The following is a 24,483-nucleotide window of genomic DNA, read 5'->3' as shown; positions in this document are numbered from 1 at the left end:
GGAACAGGCCTAGCCCTGCCGCGGGTCGACCACTTGCAGGGTCAAGGCCGGTGGTGGGTCCGCCAGGCCGGGGCCGCCCGCCTCTGCCCAGGTGAGGATGTCGTCCAGGGAGGCGTCGTCCAGGGCGAAACCCACCCAGGTCGGTCTGCCGCCCTGGGCGCGGCCCGCGCGGGAGGGGCGTACGACGACGATGTTGGCCTGGCCGCAGGGGCCGAGGCAGTCGCTGGTGCGTACCGTGAAACCGCCGTCCGATACGGCCGCCGCCGCGCGCAGGCGCGCCAGTTGGGCCGCGTGGTCCGTGCCGGGATGCTTGACCGGGTCGCCGCAGCAACAGCCCCTGCACACCACCAGGGTGCAGGGGCGGGCGGCGGCCTGCGACATGTCGTCGGTCATTCCGTGATCATGTCAGGGCGTGCTCAGGTCAGGTAGGCCAGGCCCGGGTGAGCTCCTGCGTAGCCGTCCATGAGGCGGCGGGCCACGGACACCGAGTCGACCAGTGGGTGCAGCGCGAACGCCTTGACGGCAGTGGCGCGCGAACCGCTCTCCGCCGCGGCGAGCACCTCGCGTTCGACCGCCTTGACCGCGCACACCAGACCCGTGGCGTGGCCGGGCAGCGGCGACACGGCTGTCGGGTGCGGGCCGGAGGCGTCCACCAGGCACGGCACCTCGATGACCGCGTCCGCGTCGAGCTCCGGGAGCGTCCCGCGGTTGCGGACGTTCAGGATCAACGTCGCGTGTTCGTCACGGGAGATGGCGCGCATCAGGGCGAGGGCCACCCGCTCGTAGCCGCCGGACTCCATGTCCTCGGGAGCCCGCTCCCCCGCTCCGGCGGCCTCCCGGCTGTGCGCCATGTACGTCGCCTCGCGCTCGGCGCGGGTGGCGTCCCACGTCTTGAACGCGCCCGCCTCCGGGTTCCGCATCTCCTCGTAGAAGCGGGCCTGCTGGTCGCGCAGGAACGCGCCGCGGGTCTGCTCGGCGGCCCGGTAGGCGCCGACCGCCTCGCGGTTGAAGTAGTAGTAGTGCAGGTATTCGTTGGGGATCGCGCCGAGGGACTGGAGCCAGTCGGCGCCGAAGAGCTTGCCCTCCTCGAAGGCTTCGAGGAGGTCGCGGTCGGCGAGCAGCCGCGGCAGCAGGTCCTCGCCGTCGACGTGGAGGCCGCGCAGCCAGCCCAGGTGGTTGAGGCCCACATAGTCGAGCCGCGCCCGGCCCGGCTCGGCGCCGAGCAGCCCCGCGACGCGCCGCCCGAGTCCGACGGGCGAGTCGCAGATGCCGATGACGCGGTCGCCGATGTGCCGGGACATGGCCTCGGCGACCAGGCCCGCCGGGTTGGTGAAGTTGATGACCCACGCGTCCGGCGCGAGCCGCGCGACGCGCCGGGCGATGTCGACGGCGACGGGCACCGTCCGCAGTCCGTACGCGATGCCGCCCGCGCCGACCGTCTCCTGCCCGAGCACGCCTTCCGCGAGCGCCACCCGCTCGTCGGCGGCCCGGCCCTCAAGGCCGCCGACCCGGATCGCGGAGAACACGAAGTCGGCGCCGCGCAGCGCGTCGTCGAGGTCGGTGGTGACCCGCACGGCGGGCGCGGCGGGCACCCCCGCGGCCTGCTCGGCGAGCACCCGCGCGATCGCCCCGACCCGGGCGGCGTCCACGTCGTGCAGGACGACCTCGGTGACCCTGCCCTCCGCACGGTCGGCGAGCAGGGCCCGGTACACCAGCGGCACACGGAACCCGCCGCCACCCAGAATTGCCAGCCTCACGTCTGAACCACCTTGCCCGCAGTCACAGTGAACAGTTGAAAATCGCGCTGAACACCTACCACTTTGGACCATGCCATGCGGAACACGGGGTCGCCCGAACCGGGACCCGGACCGGCGCTGGACCAGAACCACGACTAGAGCGAACGCTCTATTTAGTGGCGGTCACAGTCCCGATCGCCCGCCCCGCCCACTCCGGCGCCGGCTCCACGAACTCGGCGAAGCGCTCCCGCACCGCGTCCGGGAACACCACCGCGCGCCCCAGCTCCTGGTCGACGTGGAGCGCGAGCAGCTCCGTCGTCGCCACAGGACCGGCGTCCGGCGCCGGACCGGCCGCGGCGCCGTCGACGACGTACAGCTCATGCGCGAAGTGCGCCTTCTTGCCGTGCACACCGAGCACCCGGGTGCGTACGGCGAGGTGCGCGCCCTCGGCGACGTCGCGCAGATACCGCAGGTGGGCCTCGACCGTGTAGAGGGAGCAGCCGGTGGTCTCGCGGTACGCGGCGTGCAGGCCCGTGGCGTCCATCATGGCATCCGTGGCGAAGCCGAAGGCGAGCGAGTAATAGCCCTCGCTCATATGGCCGTTGTAGTCGATCCACTCGGACGGGACGACCTGCCGGTACAGCGGCAGACGCCGGGCGATCTCCCTGGTCATGCGGTTCCCTCGGTGTCGGCGGTGGTCTGTCGCGGCAGCCTGCCCGTGGCGCGCAGTACGTCGATGACGCCCTGGTCGCGTTCGGCGACGAGGTCGGCGATGGTGCGGCCGTTCGCCTCCTGGTCGCATCCGGCGACGACGGCGTCGTACAGCTTCTTGTCGAGCTCGGGTGCTTCGAGGCGCGTCCACGGCGACTTCAGGGACGGGCCGAAGTGGTCGAGCATATGGGCCATGCCGCCCTCGCCGCCCGCGAGCGCGAAGGTGAGCATGGGGCCCATGAACGCCCAGCGCAGGCCCGGGCCCTCGGTGATGGAGTCGTCGATCTCCTGGACGGTGGCCTCGCCGTTGGCGACCATGTGCAGGGCCTCGCGCCAGAGGGCTTCCTGGAGGCGGTTGGCGATGAAGCCGGGGACCTCGCTCTTCATCGTGATCACGGACTTGCCGGCGATCTCGTAGAAGCGGGACGCCCAGGCGACGGCGTCGGCATCGGTCCGCTCACCGCCGACGACCTCGACGAGCGGGATCAGATACGGGGGGTTGAAGGGGTGCCCGACGACCAGACGTCCGGGCGTCGCCGCCTCGGTCTGCATGTCGGTCATCGGATACCCGGAGGTCGAGGAGGCTATGACGACCCCGGCGGGCGCGGCGGCGTCCAGCTTCGCGAGAAGCTCACGCTTGAGCTCCAGCTTCTCGGGCGCGCTCTCCTGCACGAACTGCGCGTCGGCGACGGCCTCTTCGAGGGTCGCGGCGACGGTGAGCCGCTCCTGCGAGGCGCCTTCGGCGAGGCCGAGCTGGGTGAGCGCGGGCCAGGCCGCCTCGACGAGACGGCGCAGCCGCTGCTCCGCGTCGGGGGCGGGGTCCCAGGCGGTGACGTCATAGCCACGGGCCAGGAAGTGGGCGACCCAGCCGCCTCCGATGACACCGGCGCCGACGCAGGCGACGCGACGTACGGATTCAGGGTTGGTCACGGTCATGGTGTGGTCCTCCGTGGGGGGTCGAGCGCGGGGCGGGGTCAGGAACGGGGCTTGAGGCCGAGCTTGCGGCGGGCCTCATCCGGGGTGGCAACCCGAGAGCCGAGATTCTCGGTGATCTGCACGGCCCGCTCGACGAGCTGCGCGTTGGTGACCTTGTTCCCCTTGCCGAGATAGAGGTTGTCCTCCAACCCGACGCGGACCTGACCGCCGAGCAGGATCGACTGGGCCACCCACGGCATCTGCATCCGCCCGATCGCGAAACTGGCCCACTGCGCGCCTTCGGGCAGCATGTTGACCATCGACTGAAGCACGCCCGGGTCGGCGGGGGCGCCCCACGGGATGCCCATGCAGAGCTGGAAGACGGTGGGATCGTCGAGCAGACCTTCGGCCAGGAGCTGCTTGGCGAACCACAGCTGCCCCGTGTCGAAGATCTCCAACTCGGGCCGCACACCCAGCTCCTGGATCCGCCTGGCACCCTGGCGGAGCATGTCGGGCGTGGAGACGTAGAGGTTGGAACCGTCGCCGAAGTTGAGGGATCCGCAGTCGAGGGTGCAGATGTCGGGCAGCAGGTCCTCGACGTGCGGGAGCCGGTCGAGCCCGCCGACGAGGTCGGTGCCGGGCAGCTCGCCGAGCTCCTTCAGCGGCTCGACCGGGTCGACGACGAGGTCGCCGCCCATGCCCGCGGTCAGGTTGATGACGACGTCGGTCCCGGTCTCCTTGACGCGCTCGACGACCTCGCGGTAGAGGCGCGGGTCGCGGGACGGGGCGCCCGTCTCGGGGTCGCGGACGTGGATGTGCACGACGGCGGCCCCGGCCTCGGCGGCCTCGACGGCGTTCCGCGCTATCTGCTCGGGCGTGACGGGGACGTGCGGGCTCTTGCGGACGGTGTCGCCGGCGCCGGTGAGGGCGCAGGTGATGATGACGTTGTCGTTCACGGGCATGGCGGACTCCCTTTCGGGGGCGGGGGGTTGGGGGTTGCGGGGTTGAGGGTCGGGACGTGCAGCGGTGTACGTACGGCGTACGCGGCTCAGTGCGCGGTGAGGGTGGCGTCCACGTGGGCGAGCAGGGCCGCGTGCATGTCGTCGGGCCGGGTGCCGGGGCCTTCGGGGGCGGCGGCGAGGACCTGGGTGGCGAGGCCGTCGATGAGGGCGGTCAGGTGCAGGGCGGCGGCGTCGGGGTCGACGGGCCGGAACACGCGCTGCGCGACGCCGCGTCGGACGACGTCGGCGACGGTGTCGCGCCACTGCCGGTAGTACTCGGTGTGCAGCCGGCCGACGGCGGTGGAGCGGGCGGCCTCCGCCCACAGGTCGAGCCAGACGCTCCACTGGTCGCGCTGCCGGGTGGTGCGCGGGGTCTGGAGCTCGATGAGCTGGCGCAGTTCGTCGGCGGCGTCGGCCGCCTCGGCGATGCGCGCGGCCCTGCGGGCGGTGTCCTCGTCCATGCACCAGCGCGCGGCGGCCTCCAGGAGGTCGTCGCGGCCGGGGAAGTGGTAGTGGATGGCGGCCGTGCTCGTCTCGCAGGCCTTGGCGATGTCCTGGACGCGGACGGCGTGGAAGCCGTGGTCGGCGATGAGGCGGACGGTCTCGCGGATGATCTGCAGCGGCCGCCCCTCGGGCGGGGCCGCGGCACGCCGCCCGCGCGGGGCGGCTTCGGGCCGCGGCGCCGTCGGGTCGGCGCCGCCGCGGGTGCCGAGCAGCCAGGCGGCGTCGACGTCCGCGGTGTCGGCGATGCGGGCCAGCTCGGCGGCGGTGAAGCGCCGGGTGCCGCCGAGGGAGCGCGAGAGCTTCGACGGATCCATGACGATCCGCCGGGCGAACTCGCGCTGGGTCACGCCCGCTGCGGCGATGACCTCCCGGACTCGGGCGGGGACCTCGGGGTCTTGCTCCATGCCCGACACCGTACTCGCGCATTGAGGTCAGCACAACGTCGGGATCGAAGATCTCGCGTTCGTACTCTGCTCCATCAATGTCATTGCGCTGCTGACTGGCGCATCAGTCAGAAACGCAACGCCCGGATCGCACCCGCCGCACCCGTCGAAGCCGCCGCACCACCACCGGCACCGCCACCGCCCCCAGAACGGCCACAAGGCCGCACACCCCCGCCCAGCCCAGCGTCGAGTAGGCCAGCGCGCCGAGCGACGAGCCCGCCGCGCCGCCGATGAAGGCGCACGTCATATAGGCCGTGTTGAGGCGGCTGCGCGCCTCGCCGCTGAGGGCGAAGATCCGCACCTGGTTGGCGACCATCCCGGACTGCATGGCCACGTCCATGAGCAGCGTCCCCAGAGCCAGGGCCGTGAGTCCGACCGCGCCGCCGAGCCCGCCGAGGGCGAGGACCCCGGCCGAGGCGGCGACCGCGCCCACGCAGACGGCGTTGACCACGTCCGGGCCCCGGCGGTCGATCTGACGGCCCGCGAACGGCGTGGCCAGCATGGTGCCCGCGTTCACCAGGGCAAGGGCGCCGACGGCCGAGGCGCCCAGGTCGTAGATGTCGTCGTCGGTCAGGAACAGGGCGACCCCGGTCCACACGGCCTGGAACCCGGCGAAGACCGCGGCCTGGTAGAAGCACGACAGGCGCAGCAGCGGCTCCGTACGCAGCAGGCGCAGCGACTCGCCGAGGAGCGCGGGGTAGCGCTGGCGCGACGTGGGGACGGTCGGCGGCAGCGTGCGCGCGAGCACCCCCGCGATCAGGAGCGCCAGCACCGCCGTCACCACGTACGGGGCCCGCCAGCCGAGCCATTCGCCGAGCACGCCGCCGAACGCGCGCGACAGCAGCATGCCGCCGATGGATCCGCTCAGGAGCGTGCCGGTGACGGCGCCGCGCCGTTCCGCGGGGACGAGCCCCGCGGCCATGGGCGCGACGATCGGGGCGACGACCGTCGTGACGCCCACCAGCGCGCTCGCGCCGAGCAGCGGGGGCAGCGCGGGCGCCGTGCTCGCGGCGAGCAGTGCCGTGCCGGTGACGGCGAACAGGACGGCGATGAGCGTGCGGTGCGGGACGCGGTCGCCGAGGGGCACCAGGAAGAAGATGCCGATCGCGTAGCCGAACTGGGCCGCGGTCACCACGAGGGCCGCCGTGTCGCCGGAGACGCCGAGGCCGGAGGCGACGAGCGGGCTGACCGCCTGCGGGAAGTAGATGTTGCCCACGGCGACCCCGCAGGCGACGGCGAGCAGCAGCACCATGCCGCGGCTGAGGCCCGCCTGCGGAGCGGCCTGCGGGGCGGCGGGGTTCGGTGCGGGCGTCCGTGCGGCGGGTCCGCTGCCGTGTTCGCCTCCGCGATCGGAGGCGGTCATGTGTTCGGTCACGAGGGATCACCTTCGCCGGTGAGGGCACCGGACACAACAGCTTTACGCTCGCAAACTCACTACGCATCCGCGACTCCACCACCGGCAGCGACCCGCCAGACGTCAACTCCCCTCCGGCACCCGCCCGTTCACGCCCGCGACGAAGTCCCCGAGGAACGGGTCCGCGAGCTTGATCGTGCCGCGTTGGTGGTGCTCGGCCGGGTCCACGGTCAGCTCCCCTGCCTGCCGCGCCAGCGCGTTCATCCGCTCGCGCTCCCGCGCGGCGCCCGCCTCGTCGCCCTCGTCCAGTGCCGTCAGCGCCGCGATGCCGTGCGACAGCGCGCCGCCCCACAGCCCGGTGGCGTCCAGCCAGCGGTCCGCGTCGTGCAGGAACTGCCGGTCGGGCAGGCCCTCGCGCAGGACGCCGGGGACCTCCTCCAGGTCGCGCACGACCGGCCGCAGGGTGCGCAGCGCGGCCTCGGGGTCGGTGGCGTACGTCTTCCAGAACGTGTCGAGGCGGGCGCTCAGGACGGGCGACTGGGGCTGCCAGTTCGCCTCGTGGAAGGTCGGCGCCACGTGGTTGAGGTCGACGAAGGTCTCCACGGCGCGGGCCACGCGAGGGTCGCCGCCCGCGAGGTACGCGGCGGCCTGCCGCCCGGACCGGGCCCGGTCGTAGCCGCGGTCGTTCCAGGAGAAGTCGTTCATGGTGAACTGCGCCGGCTTGCTCGCGCCCTCCTGGTTCATCGGGTTGGACACGATGCCGCTCAGGTGGTCCGAGAGGCCGGGGTCACGCTTGTCGTACGGAGCGAGCAGCAGCCGCCCCGCACTGCGGCCGAAGTCGTTGCACGGGTAGTTGTCCCACACGAAGACCTTGCGCCCGAAGAGCCTGCCCGCCTGCTCCGCCTGGGAGTTGGTGATCTCGACGGGGACGACGTCGGTGCCGGTCCACATCACCTCGACGCTCTTGTCCAGCTCCTCGCGGAGGGTCTTCTTGTACGGGCTCTCCTTGAGGTCGCCGTACTCGGTGGGCACCATCTGGAGCGGTCGGGCGCCGTCGTGGGTGCCGATGAAGTCCTTCTGTACGGCGTTGAGGAGCCCGACCTGTGCCTTCGCGGCGGCCCGCTGTCCGGGGGCGCCGTACGCGGCCAGGTCGCCCGCGCAGTTCCACTTGGTGTGGCTGATGTCGTCCAGCGGCAGGGAGAAGGAGCGTACGCCCAGGTCGTACAGGGACTGCAGCTTGGCCGAGAGTGCCTTCACGTCGGCCGCGTCGGAGTAGCAGATGGAGCCGCCCGGCGACACGGCGAAGGTGAAGCGGACGTGGTTGGCGATGGCGCGGTCCACGAGAGTGCCGAGTTCGTCGAGCTTGGCGGCCGGGTAGGGCTCGCGCCACTTCTCGCGGTGGTACGGATCGTCCTTCGGCGCGTACACATAGGTGTTGGCCTTGGTGTCGCCCAGGAAGTCCATCTGGTCGAGGCGTTCGGACTCCGTCCACGGCGGGCCGTAGAAGCCCTCGATGCTGCCCCGCAGCGGCATCGACGGATGATCGGAGACCTCGGCGCCCGCGACGGCGCCGCGCGTGAGGAGCCCGCGGAGCGTCTTGGCGGCGTAGAACTGCCCGGCCGCGTCGGTGCCGCCGAGCGCGACGGTGCGGTGGGCGGCCCGCAGGGCGTACCCCTCGGCGCGTCGCGGTACGTCCGTGCCGCGCAGCGCCCGCGCTATGTCGGGCCGGGCGGCCGGGCCGACGAGCACGGTGAGGCGGGCGTCGCCGGACGCCCGGGAGCGGGTGTCGACCTGCCGCACCCCGTGGGCACGCAACGCGTCGACGACCTCGCGCGAGGCGGCCGCGTCGGTGCCGGCGCCGACGACGAGTTCCACGCGCGGGGCGAGCGGGACGTCGGGGCCGACGCGGGCCATGTGCTGGGGGGTGGGCGAGACGGCGGGGAGGGGGCGGGCCGTCCCGGCGGCGTCGCCCGGCGCGGCGGCGGAAGGCACGGGAGCGAGCGGGACGGCCAGAGCGGCAAGGGCCAGGAGGGCTGCACGGGTCGGGCGGGACATTCGGCCTCCGGAAACGAGAGGGTGAACGAGCCTGACGACGTCTGCCGCACCCGCTGAGGCGGGCGGGGCGGGTGCAGGGTAGGGGGCGGGAGTTACGGGGACAAGGGGCGGGAGTCACCGCGCCCCGAAAGGGGCGCGGGGAACTGCGCGCCCAGCCCCCATCAACCCGCAGGGACCCACCTCCAGCGGAGCGCCCAGGCCGCAGGCCGGGCGGCAACACGCCCCAACACCCGCTCCTCGCAGGGGCGTTCGACCCAAGGGCAGATTTCAGCCCACCCCATCACACGATGGTGTGACCGCCGACGCCCACGGCATCGCGAGCCCCGCGAAGGGTAGTGCTCCGCTGCCCGTACGCCGTACGCCTGCCAAGGAGAGACCCCCGTTATGCGCCAGTCGCCACGACCCTTCGAGCTGCCGAGCTTCTACATGGTGCATCCGGCGCGCCTCAACCCCCATGTGGAGGAGGCGCGTTCACACACCAGGGTGTGGGCGCGGGACCTGGGCATGCTGGAGGGCTCCGGGGTCTGGGACACGGCCGACCTGGAGGCGCACGACTACGCGCTGCTGTGCGCGTACACCCATCCCGACTGTGACGGCCCGGCGCTGTCCCTGGTCACCGACTGGTACGTGTGGGTGTTCTTCTTCGACGACCACTTCCTGGAGCTGTTCAAGCGCAGCCAGGACCGCAAGGGCGGCAAGGCCTACCTCGACCGGCTGCCCGCGTTCATGCCGATGGATCTCGCGACGCCGATGCCGGAGGCCACCAACCCGGTGGAGGCGGGCCTCGCCGACCTGTGGACGCGCACGGTGCCCAGCATGTCCCTTCAGTGGCGCGCCCGCTTCGCGGAGAGCACCCGCAACCTCCTCAACGAGTCGCTGTGGGAGCTGTCCAACATCAACGCGCGCCGCGTCGCGAACCCCGTCGAGTACATCGAGATGCGCCGCAAGGTGGGCGGCGCCCCCTGGTCGGCGGGGCTCGTCGAGTACGCGACGGGCGCGGAGGTCCCGGACGCGGTGGCCGCGTCCCGGCCGCTGCGCGTGCTGCGCGACACGTTCTCCGACGCCGTGCACCTGCGCAACGACCTGTTCTCCTACCAGCGCGAGGTAGAGGAGGAGGGTGAGCTGAGCAACGGCGTCCTGGTCCTGGAGACGTTCCTGGGCTGCTCGACCCAGGAGGCCGCCGACTCCGTGAACGACCTGCTGACATCGCGGATGCAGCAGTTCGAGGACACGTTCATCGGCGAACTCGCGCCGCTGTTCGCCGAGAAGGCGCTGCCGCCCGAGCGGTGCGCCGACATCCTCGCGTACGCCAAGGGCCTTCAGGACTGGCAGTCCGGCGGCCACGAGTGGCACATGCGGTCCAGCCGGTACATGAACGAGGGCGCCACCGACCGCGTGTCGCCGCTCGCGGGCCCCACCGGCATCGGCACGTCGGCCGCGGGCATCAAGGAACTGATGGCCGCGACCGGCGCCCAGCGCGTGCGCCGCTTCACGCACGTGCCGTACCAGCGCGTCGGCCCGTCCCGACTCCCCGATTTCCACCTGCCGTACAGCACCACGCTCTCCCCGCACCTCGACCACTCGCGGCGCGAGGCCGTCGACTGGGCCGCCCGCATGGGCATGCTGGAGCCGCAGCCGGGCGTGCCCGCCTCGCACATCTGGGACGCGCGCAAGCTCGCCGGATACGACTTCCCGCTGTGCGCGGCGGGCCTGCACCCCGACGCGACGCGGGAGCAGCTCGACATCGGCTCGTGCTGGCTGACCTGGGGGACGTACGGCGACGACTACTACCCGGTGGTGTTCGGCAGGCCCCGCGACCTGCTCGGCGCGAAGGTGTGCACCGACCGGCTGCTGCTCTTCATGCCGCTCGACTGCTCCCCCACTCCCCCGCCCGTCAACGCCATGGAGCGCGGCCTCGCCGACCTGTGGGCGCGCACCGCGGGCCCCATGAACGCGGAGGGGCGCGCCTCGCTGCACAAGACGCTGGTGGACATGACGGACAGCTGGCTGTGGGAGCTCGGCAACCAGGCGCAGAACCGCATCCCCGAGCCCGTCGACTACATCGAGATGCGCCGCCACACCTTCGGCTCCCACTTCACGATGAGCCTGAGCCGCTTCGGGCACGGCAACCGGGTGCCCCAGGAGGTCTACGCGAGCGGCCCGGTGCAGAACCTGGAGAACGCCGCCGCCGACTACGCGATGCTCATGAACGACGTCTTCTCGTACCAGAAGGAGATCGAGTACGAGGGCGAGGTGCACAACGCGATCCTCGTCGTGCAGAACTTCTTCGACTGCGACTACCCGACGGGCCTCGGCATCGTGGACGACCTGATGCGGTCCCGCATGAGCCAGTTCCAGCACGTCGTCGCGCACGAACTGCCCGTTCTGTACGACGAGTTCGACCTCGGGCAGGAAGCGCGTGACGTCCTCGACGGATACGTGGAGGAGCTGAAGCACTGGATGGCCGGCATCTACATCTGGCACCGCGACTGCCGCCGCTACCGCGAGGAGGACCTGTCCCACGGTCCCGTGCCGGAGCCCGCCGGGATCGGCATGGAGGTGGTGCGGCCCGCGTGGCTGCGGGAGCTCGCCGCTCCGTGAGGGGCCGCGAGGCCGCTCCGTGAGGGCTGCCGGTAGGGGCTGCGGGTAAGGTCGGCGGTCGGGCCGATCACCGGGGTCGGCCCGGGGCCGGCGCGGTCCGGCCCCGGGGACGTGGGGAGGACGCGCGCCGTGCGGGAGCCGAACCACGTCCACCCGGCCGCTCCCGGCGCCCCCGCCCGCTGGCTCACCGTCGCACCCGAGAAGACCGTGCTCGGCGTCATCCACAACGTGACGTCGGCGACCCGGCTGCTCGACCTCCTCACCGTCTTCGAAGGCGACCGGCGAGTGCAGACCGTGTTCACCTGCACGGAATCCTCGCCGTTCGCCGACGGCATCGCGGAATTCGTCGCCGACCGCGAATTGCCCTTCCTTTCCTGGGACGAGGCGTCGAAACTCGCATTCGACCTGGCGGTCAGCACCAGCCGCGGCGGGGAATTGCAGAGCATTTCCGCTCCACTTATAGGAGCCCCGCACGGCGCCGGATACAATAAGACACTCACCAGCCGGGAGCCGGGAGCCGGGAGCCGGGAGCCGGGAGCCGGGAGCCGGGAGCCGGGAGCCGGGAGCCGGGAGCCGGGAGCCGGGAGCTTTCGGGCTGACGGCTGAGTGGCTTGTGTACGACGGCGAGTTGATACCGTCCGCCGTCGTGCTGTCCCACGAGGAACAGCTCGCGCGCCTCCGCACCGGCTGCCCCGAAGCCGTCCCGGTGGCGCACGTCGTCGGTGACCCCTGCATGGACCGGCTGCGCGCCTCCCTCCCCTTCCGCGACGAATACCGCGCCGCCCTCGGCCTGCGCCCCGACCAGAGACTGCTCCTGCTCAGCACCACCTGGAGCCGCGCGTCCCTCCTCGGCGCCGCGGGCGACCTCGTACGCCGCGCGCTCGCCGAACTCCCCCACGACACGTACCGCGTCCTCGCCGCCGTCCACCCCAACGCCTGGTACGCGCACGGCGGTTGGCAGCTCCGGTCCTGGCTGCGGCCCCACCTGGACGCCGGGCTGCTGCTGCCCCCGCCCGCCGGCGACACCTGGCAGGCGGCCCTGTGCGCGGCCGACGCGTTCATCGGCGACCACGGCTCGGTGTCGCTGTACGCGGCGGGGCTCGGGCTGCCCGGTCTGCTCGGCGCCTTCGGCGAGGAGGCCGTGGCGGCGGACTCCCCGATGGCCCGCCTCGGTGCGGCGCTGCCCCGCGTCTCGGCGTCGGTCCCGCTCGCCGTACAACTGGAGCGCGCCGAACGCCACCTGGCCGCCGACCCCCGCCTCGCCGCGATCGCGGCCCAGATCACGTCCCGCCCCGGCCAGGCCCTGTCCCGGCTGCGCCGCCTCTGCTATCGCACCCTGGACCTGGCCGAGCCCGCCGCCCCACTCGCCCCGCGCCCCCTCGACGTACCGCTGGACCTGCCGCGCCCGCGCCACTCCCCGGTGGACGCACCGCTGTTCGTCGAGGCCGGAGCGACGGTGCCCGACCAGGTCTCCGGGCCGACCCACGTCCTCATCCGCCGCTACCCGGCCCTCCTCCAGGCCGACACCGCCCACCACCCCCACCTCACCGACGCCCACCTCGCCGTCACCGAGGGCGAGTCCGAGGCCCGTTGGGCGCGCGCGGCGGACGTGGTGACGGCCCGGCACCGCGCGGCAGGCCCTGCCCGGCCCGCGGCGCTCCTCGCCGAGCTGCTGTCCCGCCACCCGGGCTGCACCCTGGCCGCCGCCCCGGAGCCGTCCGGCGGCTGCCTCGTCCGCACCCGCAACGGCGCAACGTACCGGGCGAGTTGGGAGTCCGGGGCCGCCTGGGCCACTCCGTCCCTCACCGCTTCGGCGGTGTACGCCTGCCTGCTGCGGCACGGCGACGGCTGGGACGGCGATGCGGAGGTACGGCTGACGGCGGAGGGGGTGCCGGGGCTGCTGCGGGTGCGGTGTGTCGGGGCGGGCGAGGGCCCTGCGGGTGGCGCCGCCGAGTAGCCCAGGACACGGGCCCCCGTCACCGCGTCACCCCGCCTCGCCCGCGCTCACCCCTCCCCGCCCAACCGCTCCCGCGCCCCCGCCGCCCCCACGCTCCCCAGCCTCCGGTACGTGTCGAGCGCCGCCTGCCAGTCCTCCCGCGCGCGTCGTACGTCGCCGAGGGCGGCGAACGCGTCGCCGCGGGTGAGGCGGGCGTCGGCCTCCTCCTTGGGGGCGGCCGACGGGGTGGCGCCGGTGTCGGCCTCCGCCTTGGGGGCGCCGAGACCCTGGAAGAGGGTGACCGCCTCGTCCAGCGGGGCGACCGCCTCGTCGGCGCGGTCGGCGGCCAGGCGGGCCTGGGCGTAGCGGGTCAGCGCGCGGGCCTCGTTGTAGCGGTCGGGTTCGGGCAGGGCGGCGAAACGGTGGCGGGCGCCGAGGAGGCTCGCGGCGGCTTCCTCGTGCAGGTGGGCCGCGCTCGCCGCGCGACCCATGTGGTACTTGAGGAGCGCCCGGCCGCGCGGATGCGGGAGGTCGCCGAGCGCGTCCAGGGCCTGCCGGAAGTGGTCGAGGGCGACCTGTGGTTGCCCCTGTTCGAGGGCGACCTGGCCGAGGCCTTCGAGCGCGGTGGACTCGGTGCGGATGTGCCCGGCGGCGCGGGCCTGCCGCAGCGCGAGCCCGTACTGCCGACGGGCGCGCTCGACGCTCTCCGCGCCACCCTGGTCGAAGAGTGCGAAGGCCAACTCGTAGTGGCAGCGGGCGAGAACGAGCACGGCGTCCGGCGCGCCCCCGCCGCCGGGGACACCACCATCGACCCCGCCGGCACCGCCCCGGCCAGCATCACCACTGCCCGAATTCCCCCGCCCCGGCGCCGCCCCGCCCGCACGCCCCCAGCCGGGCCCCTCCCCCGTACGACCCCGCCCCACGGCGCCGTACGGTTCCCCTCCGCCCCAGGCGCCGTCACCCCCGGCCGCCTCCCCCGCCCTCGCGTCGGCCGCAACCATCCGCTCAGCCGCCCGCACCCCCAGCTCGCACACCTCCACCCACAACGTGTGGTGTTTCCGGCGGAAGAAGAAGCCGCGCAAGGCCTCCGTCAGGGTGCAGACGGTGCGGTCGTGGCCGTGGGCGAACTCGCGGGCCGTGAGGGCGGCCGCGTTCTCGCGGTCCGGTTCGAGGGCGTCCAGGGCCTCGGTCTCCGTACGGAACACACCCGCCACGTAGGCGGGTTCACGGAAGACGTGCGAGAGGCGCCAGCGGGACGACACCAGGACCTCGGCGGCGGCCGCCCGCCGCAGGTACCAGTCGGTGATGCGCGCCGCCACCGCCCCGGCCTCACCCGAGTCCGCGCGGGCCAGCGTCCCCGCGTACTCGTGGAGGAGGCCGTTCATGCGGCAGCGGCCGGGCGCCGGGCGTTCGAGGAGGTTGCCGCCGAGGAGCGTGCGCCGCACCCGGGCGCCCGTGTCGGGGTCGCCCGCGAGTTCGTCGACGAGGGCGTCGGCGAACTCGGGGGTCGGGTTGAGGCCGAGTTGGCGGAAGACGGAGGCCGCGGCGGGGTCCAGTGCCGCGTAGGAGTCCTCGAAGACCTGGTGGAGGGAGTACGTGTGCGGGTCGTCGGACACGGTCAGCGCCTCCTGGACGGTGGGCAGGGCGAGGAGGCGGCGGGCGAACTCCTCGACGCCGCCCTCCAGCGGATCGGCCGCACGCGCCCCGGCGATCCGCACCGCGGCGGGCAGCCCCGCGAAGGCGGGGACGACCGTGCGGACTAACTCCCGTCCGTGCTCGGTGAGTTGGGTGAGCGCGGTGACGCCCGCCGAGTGCAGGAACAGTTCGCGGCAGGACTCGTCGTCGAGGCCCGCGAGGCGTACGTACTCGGGTTCGGAGGAGGGCAGCGCGCCGCGCAGTCCGGCGAGGAGCAGGCGGCTGGTGACGACGACCATGCTGTGGGGGTGCCCTGGGAGCAGCGGGGCGACCTGAGCGGCCGTCACGACGTCGTCGAGCAGCACCAGGCAGGGTTCGTGCGCCGTGAGATGGCGGTAGTACGCGGCCAGCGGGGCCTCGTCGGCGGGCATCTCGGCGCGCGGGGTGCCGAGCGCGCCGACGAACGACTCCAGGACGGCGCGGGTGTCCGCGGGCTGCAGCGCGCCGCGCGGGCTCATGTCGGCGTACAGCACCCCGCCGGGGAAGTCCGCGCCTCGCAGCGACGACCAGTACAGGACGGCCCCGGTCTTGCCGACGCCGGGCGGGCCCGTCACGACCACCACCTTGGCCGGGGCGCGCTCGCCTCGCGCGTCGGCGGCCCGGTCGAGCGCGGCCCGCACCGGCAGCCGGTCCACGAGCCGGCCGGGCGCGGCCGGAGCCATCAACGGCACGCGAGGGGCCCGCACTTCACCGCTCACGCACTGCCGCACCGTGACGTGCGCCGTCTGGATGACGTCACGGAAGCTCCCGCCGGAAATGCTGTTGTCCACCGAATCCACCCGGGCAGTCTTCCAGGCCGGCCCGGGGCCCACACCTAGGATGACCCGGGCACCCGTACGAATAGGAGGCGGGCAGCCGTACGAAACAGAGGAGTTCCGTGACCGCCGTACCGCCCTCCTCCTCGCCCGCCCCGGTCCCGGCGGGTTCCACGGCCCCCGCGTCCGCGCTGCCGCCGCAGCGCGCCGCCGCGCTGAGCGGGCACATGGCCGTGTGCGGCGACGACACCCTCGCGCACCGGCTCGCCGCCGAACTGCGGGGCGTGCACGGGCAGCAGGTCGTCCTCGTCGTACCGCCCACGGGAGGCGGCGCTCCGCAGCCGGCCGGTGGCGGGCGCGGCCGGACGACGGCGCTGCTCGGGCGCATCACGGCAGCCGTCGCGCGGGCCTCGGGCAACGGCGGCACGGGCGCGGCGGACGACCGTGCCCTTGTGACGATGGAGGCCGGCGAGCTGTCGGAGGAGGCGCTCGCCGACGCCGGGATCGCGCGGGCCTCCGCGCTGGCGCTCGTGCATGACGACGACGAGGTCAACATCCGTGCCGCGCTGGCCGCCCGGCGCATCAACCCGCGACTTCGCCTGGTCATCCGCATGTACAACCGCAAGCTCGGCCAACATCTGGAGCAGCTGCTCGACCAGGCCGCCGTGGTCGCGGGCCTCGACTCGTCGGACGCCACCGTGACGGTCCTGTCCGACGCCGACAGCGTCGCCCCGGCCCTCGCCGCCACCGCCGTCGCCGGGACGAGCAAGGTCGTGCACGCCGACGGGCTGCTGCTGCGCGCCGTCGAGCAGGCCCCGCCAGGGCCGGGGCGGGCGCCGCAGCCGGGGCTCGCCACGCTCGCGCTGCTCTCGGCCACCGACAACGACCCGGCGGGCGCGGAGGGTTCGGACGGCAGCGGCGACGCCGGGCCCCGGCTGCTGCCCGACGCCGAGGCGGTCGCGGCGGCCACCGGGCGCGGCGCGCTGGTCCTCCAGGCCGTCTCGTACTCGGGGCCCGCCCTGCCGCCCGGCTGGGCGGGGCGCAGGATGCCGTTCCGTGAGCTGTTCTCGCGGCGGCTGCGCTGGTCGGTGGCCGGGCTCGTCGGCGCCGTGCTCGCCATGGCCGTCGCGTCGATCCTGGTGACGGGCGACCATCCGCTGCACGCGACGTATCTGACGCTGCTCGACCTGTTCTCCGTCAACGATCCGGCGCTCGGCGAGAGCACCGGCCGCAAGGTCCTCCAACTCCTGTCAGGCCTTGTCGGGTTGCTGCTCCTGCCGGTGCTCTTCGCCGCCGTCCTCGAAGCGCTCGGTACGTTCCGCAGCGCCTCGTCGCTGCGCCGGGCGCCCCGGGGCCTGTCCGGGCACGTCGTGCTGCTCGGGCTCGGCAAGATCGGTACGCGGGTGCTCGCGCGGCTGCGGGAGCTGGACATCCCCGTGGTGTGCGTGGAGGCCGACCCGGAGGCGCGCGGCGTGTCCCTCGCACGGCGGCTGCGGGTGCCCACGATCATCGGCGACGCGACGCAGGAGGGCGTGCTCGAAGCCGCGAAGATCCATCGCGCGCACTCCCTCCTCGCGCTCACCAGCGCCGACACCATCAACCTCGAAGCGGCTCTGTACGCACGGTCGGTGCAGCCGGGCCTCAGGGTGTCGCTGCGCCTGTTCGACGACGCGTTCGCCACCGCCGTGTACCGCACGCTGCGCACCGCCCACCCCGGCGCCCTCACCCGCAGCCGCAGCGTGTCGACGCTGGCCGCGCCCGCCTTCGCCGGGGCGATGCTCGGGCGGGAGATCCTGGGCGCCCTGCCGGTGGAGCGGACGGTGCTGCTTTTCGCCGCGCTCGACGTCGCAGGGCAGCCGCAGTGGGCTGGCCGCACGGTCGCGGAGGCGTTCCGGCCGGGGGCGTGGCGGGTGCTGGCCCTGGACACGTCCGGCTCATCCGCCACGTCCGGCACATCCGCCGTCTCCGGTGCGCGCGGGCGGGACCGGGCGCCGGGCCTGGTGTGGGATCTCGACCCGGGCCACAGGCTGCTGCCCGAGGACCGGGTCGTGGTGGCCGCGACGCGCCAGGGGATGGCGGAGCTGCTGGCGCGCGGGCAGCGGCAGGCGGGGCCGCCGCCGGTCCCGCAGCCCTAGCCGTGGCCCTGCCGCCCCAGCCGTCCCAGTCACGGCGCCGCCGTCAGTGGTCCCCCTCCCCACCGTGCCCGCCGTGCCCGCTGTGCACCTGCCGGTACTCCTCCACCGTCGGCTTCGGCACCTGTGTGCCGGGGCCGTACATGGCGCGGGAAAGGCGTGCCCGCAGCCGGTCGGAGCGGGGCACCTTGCGGGCCACGCCGTTCGCGTCGACAGCGGGCCCCACTTCGTACGGCCGCTGCTGCTCGTGCGCGGTGAGCCGGTACCGCTCCGCCTGGCTGAGGGGCTGGTGGACCTCGACGTACTCGCCGTGCGGGAGGCGTTTGATGGTGCCGGTCTCCCTGCCGTGCAGGACCTTCTCGCGGTCGCTTCGCTGCAGGCCCAGGCAGATCCGGCGGGTGACGACGAAGGCGAGCGGCGGGGCGAGGAAGAAGGCGACGCGCACGAACCAGGTGATGGCGTTGATGGAGAGGTGGAAGTGCGTGGCCCACAGGTCGTTGCCGCCGCCGACCATCAGCACGCCGTACAGCACCAGCCAGGCCACGCCCAGACCCGTGCGGGTGGGCGCGTTGCGCGGGCGTTCGGCGATGTGGTGCTCGCGTCTGTCCTTGGTGACCCAGGACTCGATGAACGGATAGACGGCGATCGCCGCCATGATGAGCGGGAACAGCGCGAAGGGGATGAACACGCCCAGTTGGAGGGTGTGGCCCCAGGCGTTGATCTCCCAGCTGGGCATCACCCGGATCAGGCCCTCGGAGAAGCCGAGGTACCAGTCGGGTTGGGCGCCGGTGCCGACGAGGTCGGGCCGGTAGGGGCCGAGGGCCCACACGGGGTTGATGGTGGCGATCGCGCCCATCATCGCGAGGACGCCGAAGACCAGGAAGAAGAAGCCGCCGGCCTTGGCGATGTAGATGGGCAGGAACGGCGCGCCCACGACGTTCCTCTCGGTCCTGCCGGGCCCCGCGAACTGGGTGTGCTTGTGGTAGAAGACCAGGATCAGATGGGCCACGACCAGGCCCAGCATGATGCCCGGCAGCAGCAGGACGTGCACGGCGAAGAGTCTCGGGATGATGTCGGTGCCGGGGAACTCCCCTCCGAAGAGGAAGAAGGAGAGGTACGTCCCCACGACCGGGATCGACAGGATGGCGCCCTGCGCGAAGCGGATGCCCGTGCCGGACAGCAGGTCGTCGGGGAGCGAGTAGCCGGTGAGGCCGGTGATCAGGCCGAGCATCAACAGGGTCCAGCCGAACAGCCAGTTGATCTCGCGCGGCTTGCGGAACGCGCCGGTGAAGAACACCCGCATCATGTGCACGAGCATCGCGGCGACGAACACGAGGGCCGCCCAGTGGTGGATCTGCCGGATGAGCAGTCCGCCGCGCACCTCCATGCTGATGTCGACGGTCGACTCGTAGGCACGCGTCATCATGACGCCCTTGAGCGGTTCGTACGTGCCGTTGTACTCGACCTCCATGCCGCTCGGCTCGAAGAACAGGGTGAGCCAGACGCCGGTGAGGATGAGGATGAGGAAGCTGTAGAGGCAGATCTCGCCGAACATGAACGACCAGTGGTCCGGGAAGATCTTGCGCATCTGGGACTTGGCGAGGGTGTGCACGCCGAGGCGGCCGTCCGCCCAGTCCGCGACGCGTTCCCCCTTGCCGGGGCCGGTGTTGCGGGCGCGTTCGCTCATGCGGCTCCCCCCTTGGGCGGCTACCAGGGTAGGTGCGCGCCCCGCCGCGTCAACAGACCTTGTTCCAGGCGGCTTTCACCGTTCCCGGGCGGTCTTCACCATTCCGCGAACGTGCCGTCCGGCTGCCGCCACACCGGGTTGCGCCAGGCGTGCCCGTCGCGGTCGGCCGCCCGCACCGCCGTCTCGTCGACCTCGACGCCGAGTCCAGGCAGGGCCGTGCGGTGCGCGTACCCGTCGGTGAAGCGGAACGGCTCGGTGTCCACGACGTACGACAGGAGGTCCGCGCGCTTGTTGTAGTGGATGCCGCGGCTCTGCTCCTGGATGAGGAAGTTCGGGGTGACCCAGGCGACTTGGAGGCTCGCGGCGAGCGCGATCGGGCCGAGCGGGCAGTGCGGGGCGAGCAGCGCGCCGTACGTCTCCGCGAGGGCGGCGATGCGCAGCACCTCGGTGATGCCGCCCGCGTGCGACAGGTCGGGCTGGGCGACGGCGACGCCCGCGGTGAGGGCGGGCAGGAACTCGGCGCGGCTGTAGAGGCGTTCACCGGTGGCGACGGGGACGGGGCTCGCCGCGACCAGGGCGGGCAGCAGGTGGGCCAGGTCGGGAAGGAGCGGCTCCTCGGCGAACAGCGGGTGCAGCGGGGCGAGTTCGGCGAGGACGCGGCGGGCGCTCGCGGGCGTGAAGCGGCCGTGGAAGTCGACGGCCACGTCCCGGTCGGGCCCGAGGGCCTCGCGGGCGACGGCGACGCGGTCGACGACGGCGGCGGTCTCGGCGGGCGTGGTGATCGGCGACGTGACCCCGGCCGCGTTCATTTTCACCGCCGTGAAGCCCGCCTCGACCTGCGCGGCGATGTGCTCGGCGAGGACCGCGGGTTCGTCGCCGCCGACCCAGGCGTACACCCGCGCCCGGTCCCGCACGGGCCCGCCGAGCAGCGCGTGCACGGGTACGCCGTACGTCTTTCCCGCGATGTCCCACAGGGCCTGGTCGAGGCCCGCGACGGCGCTGGAGAGGACGGGGCCGCCGCGGTAGAAGCCGCCCTTGGTGAGCACCTGCCAGTGGTCCTGGATGCGCAGCGGGTCCTGCCCGATGAGGTATTCGGCGAGTACGTCGACGGCGGCGCGCACCACTTCGGCGCGGCCCTCGACGACGGGCTCGCCCCAGCCGACGACGCCCTCGTCGGTCTGCACGCGGCAGAACAGCCAGCGCGGCGGGACGAGGAAGGTCTCCACGCGGTCGATCTTCACGGTCTGCCTCTCGTCGGCGGGCCTTCGGCGGTTCGGGGTGCCAGTTGTTCTGACGCCGGTTCACATACCTGTTCAGGACGACGACTTGACGACGCTCCAACCGCCGTCGACGACCAGGCTCGCGCCGGTGACGTACGACGCCTCGTCCGCGGCGAGGAACGCGATGGCCGCCGCGACCTCCTCCGGGGAGCCCAACCGCCGGGCGGCGGTCGCCTCGGCGCTGCGCGCGCGGTCCGCCTCGCCGATCTCACCCCAGGCGGGCGTGAGGATCGGCCCCGGCAGTACGGCGTTGACCCGCACCTCGGGTCCGTACTCGACGGCGAGCTGGCCGCACAGGGAGAGCAGCGCGCCCTTGCTCGCCGCGTAGGCGGGGCGGCCGGGGAGGCCCATGTGGGCGTGGACGGAGGAGGTGAGGACGACGGCGCCGCGGTGTGCGCGCAGGTCGGGCAGGACGGCCTTGAAGCCGAGGAACGTGCCGGTGAGGTTCACGGCGAGCTGGTGCTCCCAGGAGGCCTGGCTCGTCTCGTGGGCGGGCGCGATCTCGCAGGCGTAGGCGTTGCTGGAGAGGACGCCGACGGGGCCGAAACCGTGCGCGGCCGTCACCACGCGGTCCCAGTCGGCGGCCTCGGCGACGTCCGCGCGGACGAACACCGCACTGCCGCCCTTGGCCCGGATCGCCTCCGCGACCGCCTCGCCGTGCTCGCCGTCCACGTCGGCGACGACGACGGCGGCGCCCTCGGCGGCGAGCCGCACGGCGGTGGCGGCGCCGATGCCGGACGCGCCGCCGGTGACGACGGCGACGCGTCCGGTGAAGCGGGCGGCGAGGGTGTCGGAGGCGGGTGCGCCTGTGTTCACGTGCGTCGTCCCCTCGACGGGTGGGCAGTGGGCGGCGCCCATGAAAGGCCCGCCCCGCCCACTCTATGACCGCCGCCCGACGCTGTACCGGCACTCGGCTCCGTGCCGTACCAGCACTCAGCTCCGCGCCGTCTCCCGCTCCGCGTGCGCGTGCGCGGTGGATTTGGCCTCGGGAGCCGCCACCGCGGACGCGGCCGATGTCGCGGGCGGCGCGGACGCCACGTACGCCGTGTCCGCCGCTGCCGCGGGTATCCCGAGGCGCTTCCCGCGGCGGTCCAGGAGCGTGAGCACCGGACCGGTCATCGCCGTCGTGACGAGCGCCATGACGACCATCAGGGAGTAGAGCGACTGTTCAAGGAGCCCGAGTTGGAGGCCGACGCCGAGGATCACCAGTTCCGTCAGGCCCCGGGTGTTCATCAGCGCCGCGAGCCGGCCGGAGCTGTGCGGCGAAAGGCCCTGCGAGCGCGCGCCGGCGTAGGTGCCGAGGAACTTCCCCGCGACGGCGACCAGGATGATCACGGCGAGTTCCAGGAGCCCGTTCAGGCCCACGCCGCGCAGGTCGACCTTGAGGCCCGCCACCACGAAGTACACGGGCAGCAGCAGCGAGGTGACGTGCCCGGTGCGCTCGCACACCTCGTCCCGCAGCGCCCCCGCGGCGTCACGCGGCAGCACGGCGCCGAACAGGAAGGCCCCGAAGATGTAGTGCATGCCCATGGCCTCGGTGGCCGCCGCCGAAAGCAGCGCGCCGACGAGCACGACTCCGAACCGGTTCGCGCTGAGCCGCGTGGGCGAACCGGCCGCACCGGCCTTACCGGCCCCGCCGGAACCGCCGGAACCGCCGGAACCGAGCAGGCGCCGCAGCACCGGCCTCAGCGCGACAAGCAACGCCGTGAACGGCACGAGCAGCGTGACGCGCCAGTAGTCGTCCGCGCCACCGACCACGGCCTGCACCCCGGCGAGCGCCGACCAGGCGACGACGTCGACGAGGGCCGCCGTGGCGAGCGCGATGCCGCCGATCTCCGTGCGGGACAGGCCGCGGTCCGCGAGGATCCGGGCGAGCACGGGGAAGGCGGTCACGGAGACGGCCAGGCCCATGAACACGATGAACGCGGTCCGCTGCTCCGTGTCGTGGTCGCGCAGCAGCCACAGCGCGAGCCCCACGCCGAGCACGAACGGCACCAGGGTGGAGCCGAGCGCCGCGCCCGCGCTGACCCGGGTGCGGCCCCGCAGCACCCGGTGTTCGAGTTCCAGGCCGACGACGAACATGAACAGCGCGACGCCCACGTCGGCGAGCGCCGTCAGGAGCGGACGTACGTCCGACGGGAACAGATGGTCCGCGAAGAATCCGCCGAACAGCGTGGGCCCGAGCAGGATGCCGCCCAGGATCTCGCCGACGACGGGCGGCTGCCCGATCCGCGCCGCGAGGGCGCCGAGCCCGCGGGCGAGCGCCAGGATGAGCGCCACGTCCAGGAACAGCAGCTGCACTTGGTGACTGGTCATGACCGCACCAGTCCCTCGCCGTCTCCGCGGACCTCCGTGACCGCGCGGACTTCCGTAATCCAGTGAACTTCCGTATGAGCCAGCATCACGTGTCTCCCCTGTCGCATCCCTCGATCTGTGCACTCTGTTCTCAGCACGCACAGATTCGGCCAGCGACGCTGACAAGCCACTGACTACAGGGACAACGGGAGCCGCCTCGCCACGGCTACGGGGTGACGCGCGGCCGCACGGTGACGCGGCTACGCGGGCTTCGGCGCCGGCAGGATCTGCCGCAGCCGCGGCGACGGGTGCCGCTCGCGCCGCCACTCGCGCGGATAGCCGACGGACACCTCGATGTGCGGGACGCCCTCGTGCCAGATGGTGCGCGGGATGTGCAGATGGCCGTAGACGACGGCCGCGGCGCGGTAGCGCGCGGGCCAGTCGGCGGTCGCCTCCGTGCCGCACCACAGGGCGAATTCGGGGTAGTGCAGGATGCGCGTGGGTTCGCGCACGACCGGCCAGTGGTTGATGAGGACCGTGGGCAGCTCGGGGTCGAGCGCGTCGAGCCGCTCCTGCGTCAGCGCGACGCGGGCACGGCACCAGTCCTCGCGGGTCGCGTAGGGGTCGGGATGCAGCAGCACCTCGTCCGTGCAGACCACGCCGGTCTCGTACGCGTAGTCCAGGGCCGCCTTCTTGGAGTGCTTGCCTGCGGGCCGGAACGTGTAGTCGTACAGCAGGAACAGTGGCGCGACGACCGCGGGCCCGCCCTCGCCGCGCCACACCGGGAACGGGTCCTCGGGCGTGTGCACGCCGAGGCCGCGGCACAGCTCGACGAGATGGCGGTAACGGGCGTCGCCGCGCAGCTGGTTCGGGTCGTCGCGGGGCGTCCACAGTTCGTGGTTGCCGGGCGACCAGATCACCGTGTCGAAGCGCTCGGAGAGCAGCCGCAGCGCCCACTCGACGTCACTCATCACCTCGCCGATGTCACCGGCGACTATCAGCCAGTCGCCCTCGTGTTCCGGCCAGAGCCCGTCGACGAATTTCCGGTTCTCGGCATACGCGATGTGCAGGTCACTGATGCCGAACAGCCTCGGCGCCCGTCCTGATGCGGCAGATTTCGTCACGACGCGAGGCTAACCGACGGGCAGGGGGCTCGGCAGGCGCGGTCCGGGTGGCCGAGAGCACATCGGTACGGGCGACGGATGCGATGTCGGCGGGGTGCCGAGGGGGCATGGGTGCGGGTGGCTTAGGGGGTGTCGGTACGGGTGACCGACGGGGCGTCGACGCGGGTGGCCGGCAGGGCGGCGGCGCGGGTGACCGACGGGGCGTCAGCGCGGGGTCGCCGGGACGCCGTTCGTACGGGCGTCCGATACGGCGTCGGTG

At 73.2% G+C, this 24,483-nt stretch carries 18 protein-coding genes; 4 read left to right on the top strand and 14 right to left on the bottom strand.

All coding sequences use genetic code 11. The features are described from left to right. Window positions 1–9: 9 nt before the first annotated feature. The 8 genes from IEY91_RS04530 to IEY91_RS04495 all read right to left on the bottom strand — a co-directional run bounded on the left by IEY91_RS04530 (window position 10) and on the right by IEY91_RS04495 (window position 8,719). A complete protein-coding gene (locus tag IEY91_RS04530) occupies window positions 10–393 on the bottom strand; it encodes a (2Fe-2S) ferredoxin domain-containing protein (protein ID WP_229696701.1) in 384 nt (127 codons plus the stop codon). 23 nt (window positions 394–416) lie between these two features. Further along, a complete protein-coding gene (locus IEY91_RS04525; RefSeq protein ID WP_189172940.1) occupies window positions 417–1,757 on the bottom strand; it encodes a 6-phospho-beta-glucosidase in 1,341 nt (446 codons plus the stop codon). 148 nt (window positions 1,758–1,905) lie between these two features. Then, on the bottom strand, window positions 1,906–2,409 hold the full coding sequence (locus IEY91_RS04520) for a thioesterase family protein (protein ID WP_189172939.1): 504 nt from the start codon (window positions 2,407–2,409) through the stop codon (window positions 1,906–1,908). Continuing rightward, window positions 2,406–3,383, bottom strand: coding sequence for a 3-hydroxyacyl-CoA dehydrogenase NAD-binding domain-containing protein (locus tag IEY91_RS04515; protein ID WP_189172938.1), 978 nt, complete (start codon window positions 3,381–3,383; stop codon window positions 2,406–2,408). Before IEY91_RS04515 ends, IEY91_RS04520 begins: the two co-directional genes overlap by 4 nt. 38 nt (window positions 3,384–3,421) lie before the next feature. Further along, window positions 3,422–4,324 carry a beta-keto acid cleavage family enzyme gene (locus IEY91_RS04510; RefSeq protein WP_189172937.1) on the bottom strand — a complete coding sequence of 301 codons (903 nt, stop codon included), beginning with the start codon at window positions 4,322–4,324 and terminating at the stop codon, window positions 3,422–3,424. 86 nt (window positions 4,325–4,410) lie between these two features. Next, a complete protein-coding gene (locus IEY91_RS04505; protein ID WP_164318485.1) occupies window positions 4,411–5,271 on the bottom strand; it encodes a TetR/AcrR family transcriptional regulator in 861 nt (286 codons plus the stop codon). A gap of 103 nt (window positions 5,272–5,374) precedes the next feature. After that, window positions 5,375–6,685 carry an MFS transporter gene (locus IEY91_RS04500; RefSeq protein ID WP_373287885.1) on the bottom strand — a complete coding sequence of 437 codons (1,311 nt, stop codon included), beginning with the start codon at window positions 6,683–6,685 and terminating at the stop codon, window positions 5,375–5,377. A gap of 102 nt (window positions 6,686–6,787) precedes the next feature. After that, window positions 6,788–8,719, bottom strand: a complete 1,932-nt coding sequence (locus IEY91_RS04495) for a glycoside hydrolase family 84 protein (RefSeq protein WP_189172936.1) — start codon at window positions 8,717–8,719, stop codon at window positions 6,788–6,790. A gap of 384 nt (window positions 8,720–9,103) precedes the next feature. Between IEY91_RS04495 and IEY91_RS04490 the strand changes: the two genes are divergently transcribed. From IEY91_RS04490 to IEY91_RS04480, 3 genes are all read left to right on the top strand, one after another. Next, window positions 9,104–11,320 (top strand): terpene synthase family protein, encoded by a 2,217-nt coding sequence (locus tag IEY91_RS04490; RefSeq protein WP_189172935.1) that lies wholly within the window; start codon window positions 9,104–9,106, stop codon window positions 11,318–11,320. A 129-nt stretch (window positions 11,321–11,449) separates the two neighbouring features. Beyond that, complete coding sequence (locus IEY91_RS04485) at window positions 11,450–11,926, top strand: hypothetical protein (RefSeq protein ID WP_189172934.1); 477 nt, start codon at window positions 11,450–11,452, stop codon at window positions 11,924–11,926. Window positions 11,927–11,966: 40 nt separating this feature from the next. Next, window positions 11,967–13,277 carry a hypothetical protein gene (locus IEY91_RS04480; RefSeq protein WP_189172933.1) on the top strand — a complete coding sequence of 437 codons (1,311 nt, stop codon included), beginning with the start codon at window positions 11,967–11,969 and terminating at the stop codon, window positions 13,275–13,277. A gap of 47 nt (window positions 13,278–13,324) precedes the next feature. Here the strand turns inward: IEY91_RS04480 and IEY91_RS04475 are convergent, their stop codons facing one another. Then, window positions 13,325–15,721: a tetratricopeptide repeat protein gene (locus IEY91_RS04475; protein ID WP_189172932.1), complete on the bottom strand. Its 2,397-nt coding sequence runs from the start codon at window positions 15,719–15,721 to the stop codon at window positions 13,325–13,327. A 212-nt stretch (window positions 15,722–15,933) separates the two neighbouring features. On the opposite strand from IEY91_RS04475, the gene IEY91_RS04470 reads away from it, so the two are divergent. Beyond that, window positions 15,934–17,841 carry an NAD-binding protein gene (locus IEY91_RS04470; protein ID WP_189173132.1) on the top strand — a complete coding sequence of 636 codons (1,908 nt, stop codon included), beginning with the start codon at window positions 15,934–15,936 and terminating at the stop codon, window positions 17,839–17,841. 43 nt (window positions 17,842–17,884) lie between these two features. Here IEY91_RS04470 and qcrB read toward each other — a convergent pair whose 3' ends face one another. The 5 genes from qcrB to IEY91_RS04445 form a co-directional block, all read right to left on the bottom strand. Further along, a complete protein-coding gene (gene qcrB / locus IEY91_RS04465) occupies window positions 17,885–19,525 on the bottom strand; it encodes a cytochrome bc1 complex cytochrome b subunit (protein WP_189172931.1) in 1,641 nt (546 codons plus the stop codon). Between the two features lie 95 nt (window positions 19,526–19,620). Continuing rightward, on the bottom strand, window positions 19,621–20,766 hold the full coding sequence (dgoD, locus tag IEY91_RS04460) for a galactonate dehydratase (protein ID WP_189172930.1): 1,146 nt from the start codon (window positions 20,764–20,766) through the stop codon (window positions 19,621–19,623). Window positions 20,767–20,838: 72 nt separating this feature from the next. Beyond that, the gene (locus tag IEY91_RS04455; protein ID WP_189172929.1) at window positions 20,839–21,621 is read right to left on the bottom strand and encodes an SDR family NAD(P)-dependent oxidoreductase; all 783 of its coding nucleotides are present in this window, start codon (window positions 21,619–21,621) and stop codon (window positions 20,839–20,841) included. A gap of 117 nt (window positions 21,622–21,738) precedes the next feature. Continuing rightward, window positions 21,739–23,121: a cation:proton antiporter gene (locus IEY91_RS04450; RefSeq protein ID WP_189172928.1), complete on the bottom strand. Its 1,383-nt coding sequence runs from the start codon at window positions 23,119–23,121 to the stop codon at window positions 21,739–21,741. A 239-nt stretch (window positions 23,122–23,360) separates the two neighbouring features. Further along, window positions 23,361–24,224 carry a metallophosphoesterase family protein gene (locus IEY91_RS04445; RefSeq protein ID WP_189172927.1) on the bottom strand — a complete coding sequence of 288 codons (864 nt, stop codon included), beginning with the start codon at window positions 24,222–24,224 and terminating at the stop codon, window positions 23,361–23,363. Window positions 24,225–24,483: the final 259 nt, after the last annotated feature.

This window comes from Streptomyces lasiicapitis (assembly GCF_014646335.1).
Classification (GTDB): Bacteria; Actinomycetota; Actinomycetes; order Streptomycetales; family Streptomycetaceae; genus Streptomyces; species Streptomyces lasiicapitis.
This window is presented reverse-complemented; position numbering and strand designations above follow the sequence as displayed.

Bases quoted from the DNA above. Each gene is read 5' to 3' on its own strand.
- IEY91_RS04490 (WP_189172935.1), top strand. From the start codon at position 9,104: ATGCGCCAGTCGCCACGACCCTTCGAGCTGCCGAGCTTCTACATGGTG.
- IEY91_RS04470 (WP_189173132.1), top strand. From the start codon at position 15,934: ATGGCCGTGTGCGGCGACGACACCCTCGCGCACCGGCTCGCCGCCGAA.
- IEY91_RS04530 (WP_229696701.1), bottom strand. From the start codon at position 393: ATGACCGACGACATGTCGCAGGCCGCCGCCCGCCCCTGCACCCTGGTG.
- IEY91_RS04450 (WP_189172928.1), bottom strand. From the start codon at position 23,121: ATGACCAGTCACCAAGTGCAGCTGCTGTTCCTGGACGTGGCGCTCATC.
- qcrB (WP_189172931.1), bottom strand. From the start codon at position 19,525: ATGAGCGAACGCGCCCGCAACACCGGCCCCGGCAAGGGGGAACGCGTC.
- IEY91_RS04515 (WP_189172938.1), bottom strand. From the start codon at position 3,383: ATGACCGTGACCAACCCTGAATCCGTACGTCGCGTCGCCTGCGTCGGC.
- IEY91_RS04510 (WP_189172937.1), bottom strand. From the start codon at position 4,324: ATGCCCGTGAACGACAACGTCATCATCACCTGCGCCCTCACCGGCGCC.
- IEY91_RS04495 (WP_189172936.1), bottom strand. From the start codon at position 8,719: ATGTCCCGCCCGACCCGTGCAGCCCTCCTGGCCCTTGCCGCTCTGGCC.
- IEY91_RS04505 (WP_164318485.1), bottom strand. From the start codon at position 5,271: ATGGAGCAAGACCCCGAGGTCCCCGCCCGAGTCCGGGAGGTCATCGCC.
- IEY91_RS04520 (WP_189172939.1), bottom strand. From the start codon at position 2,409: ATGACCAGGGAGATCGCCCGGCGTCTGCCGCTGTACCGGCAGGTCGTC.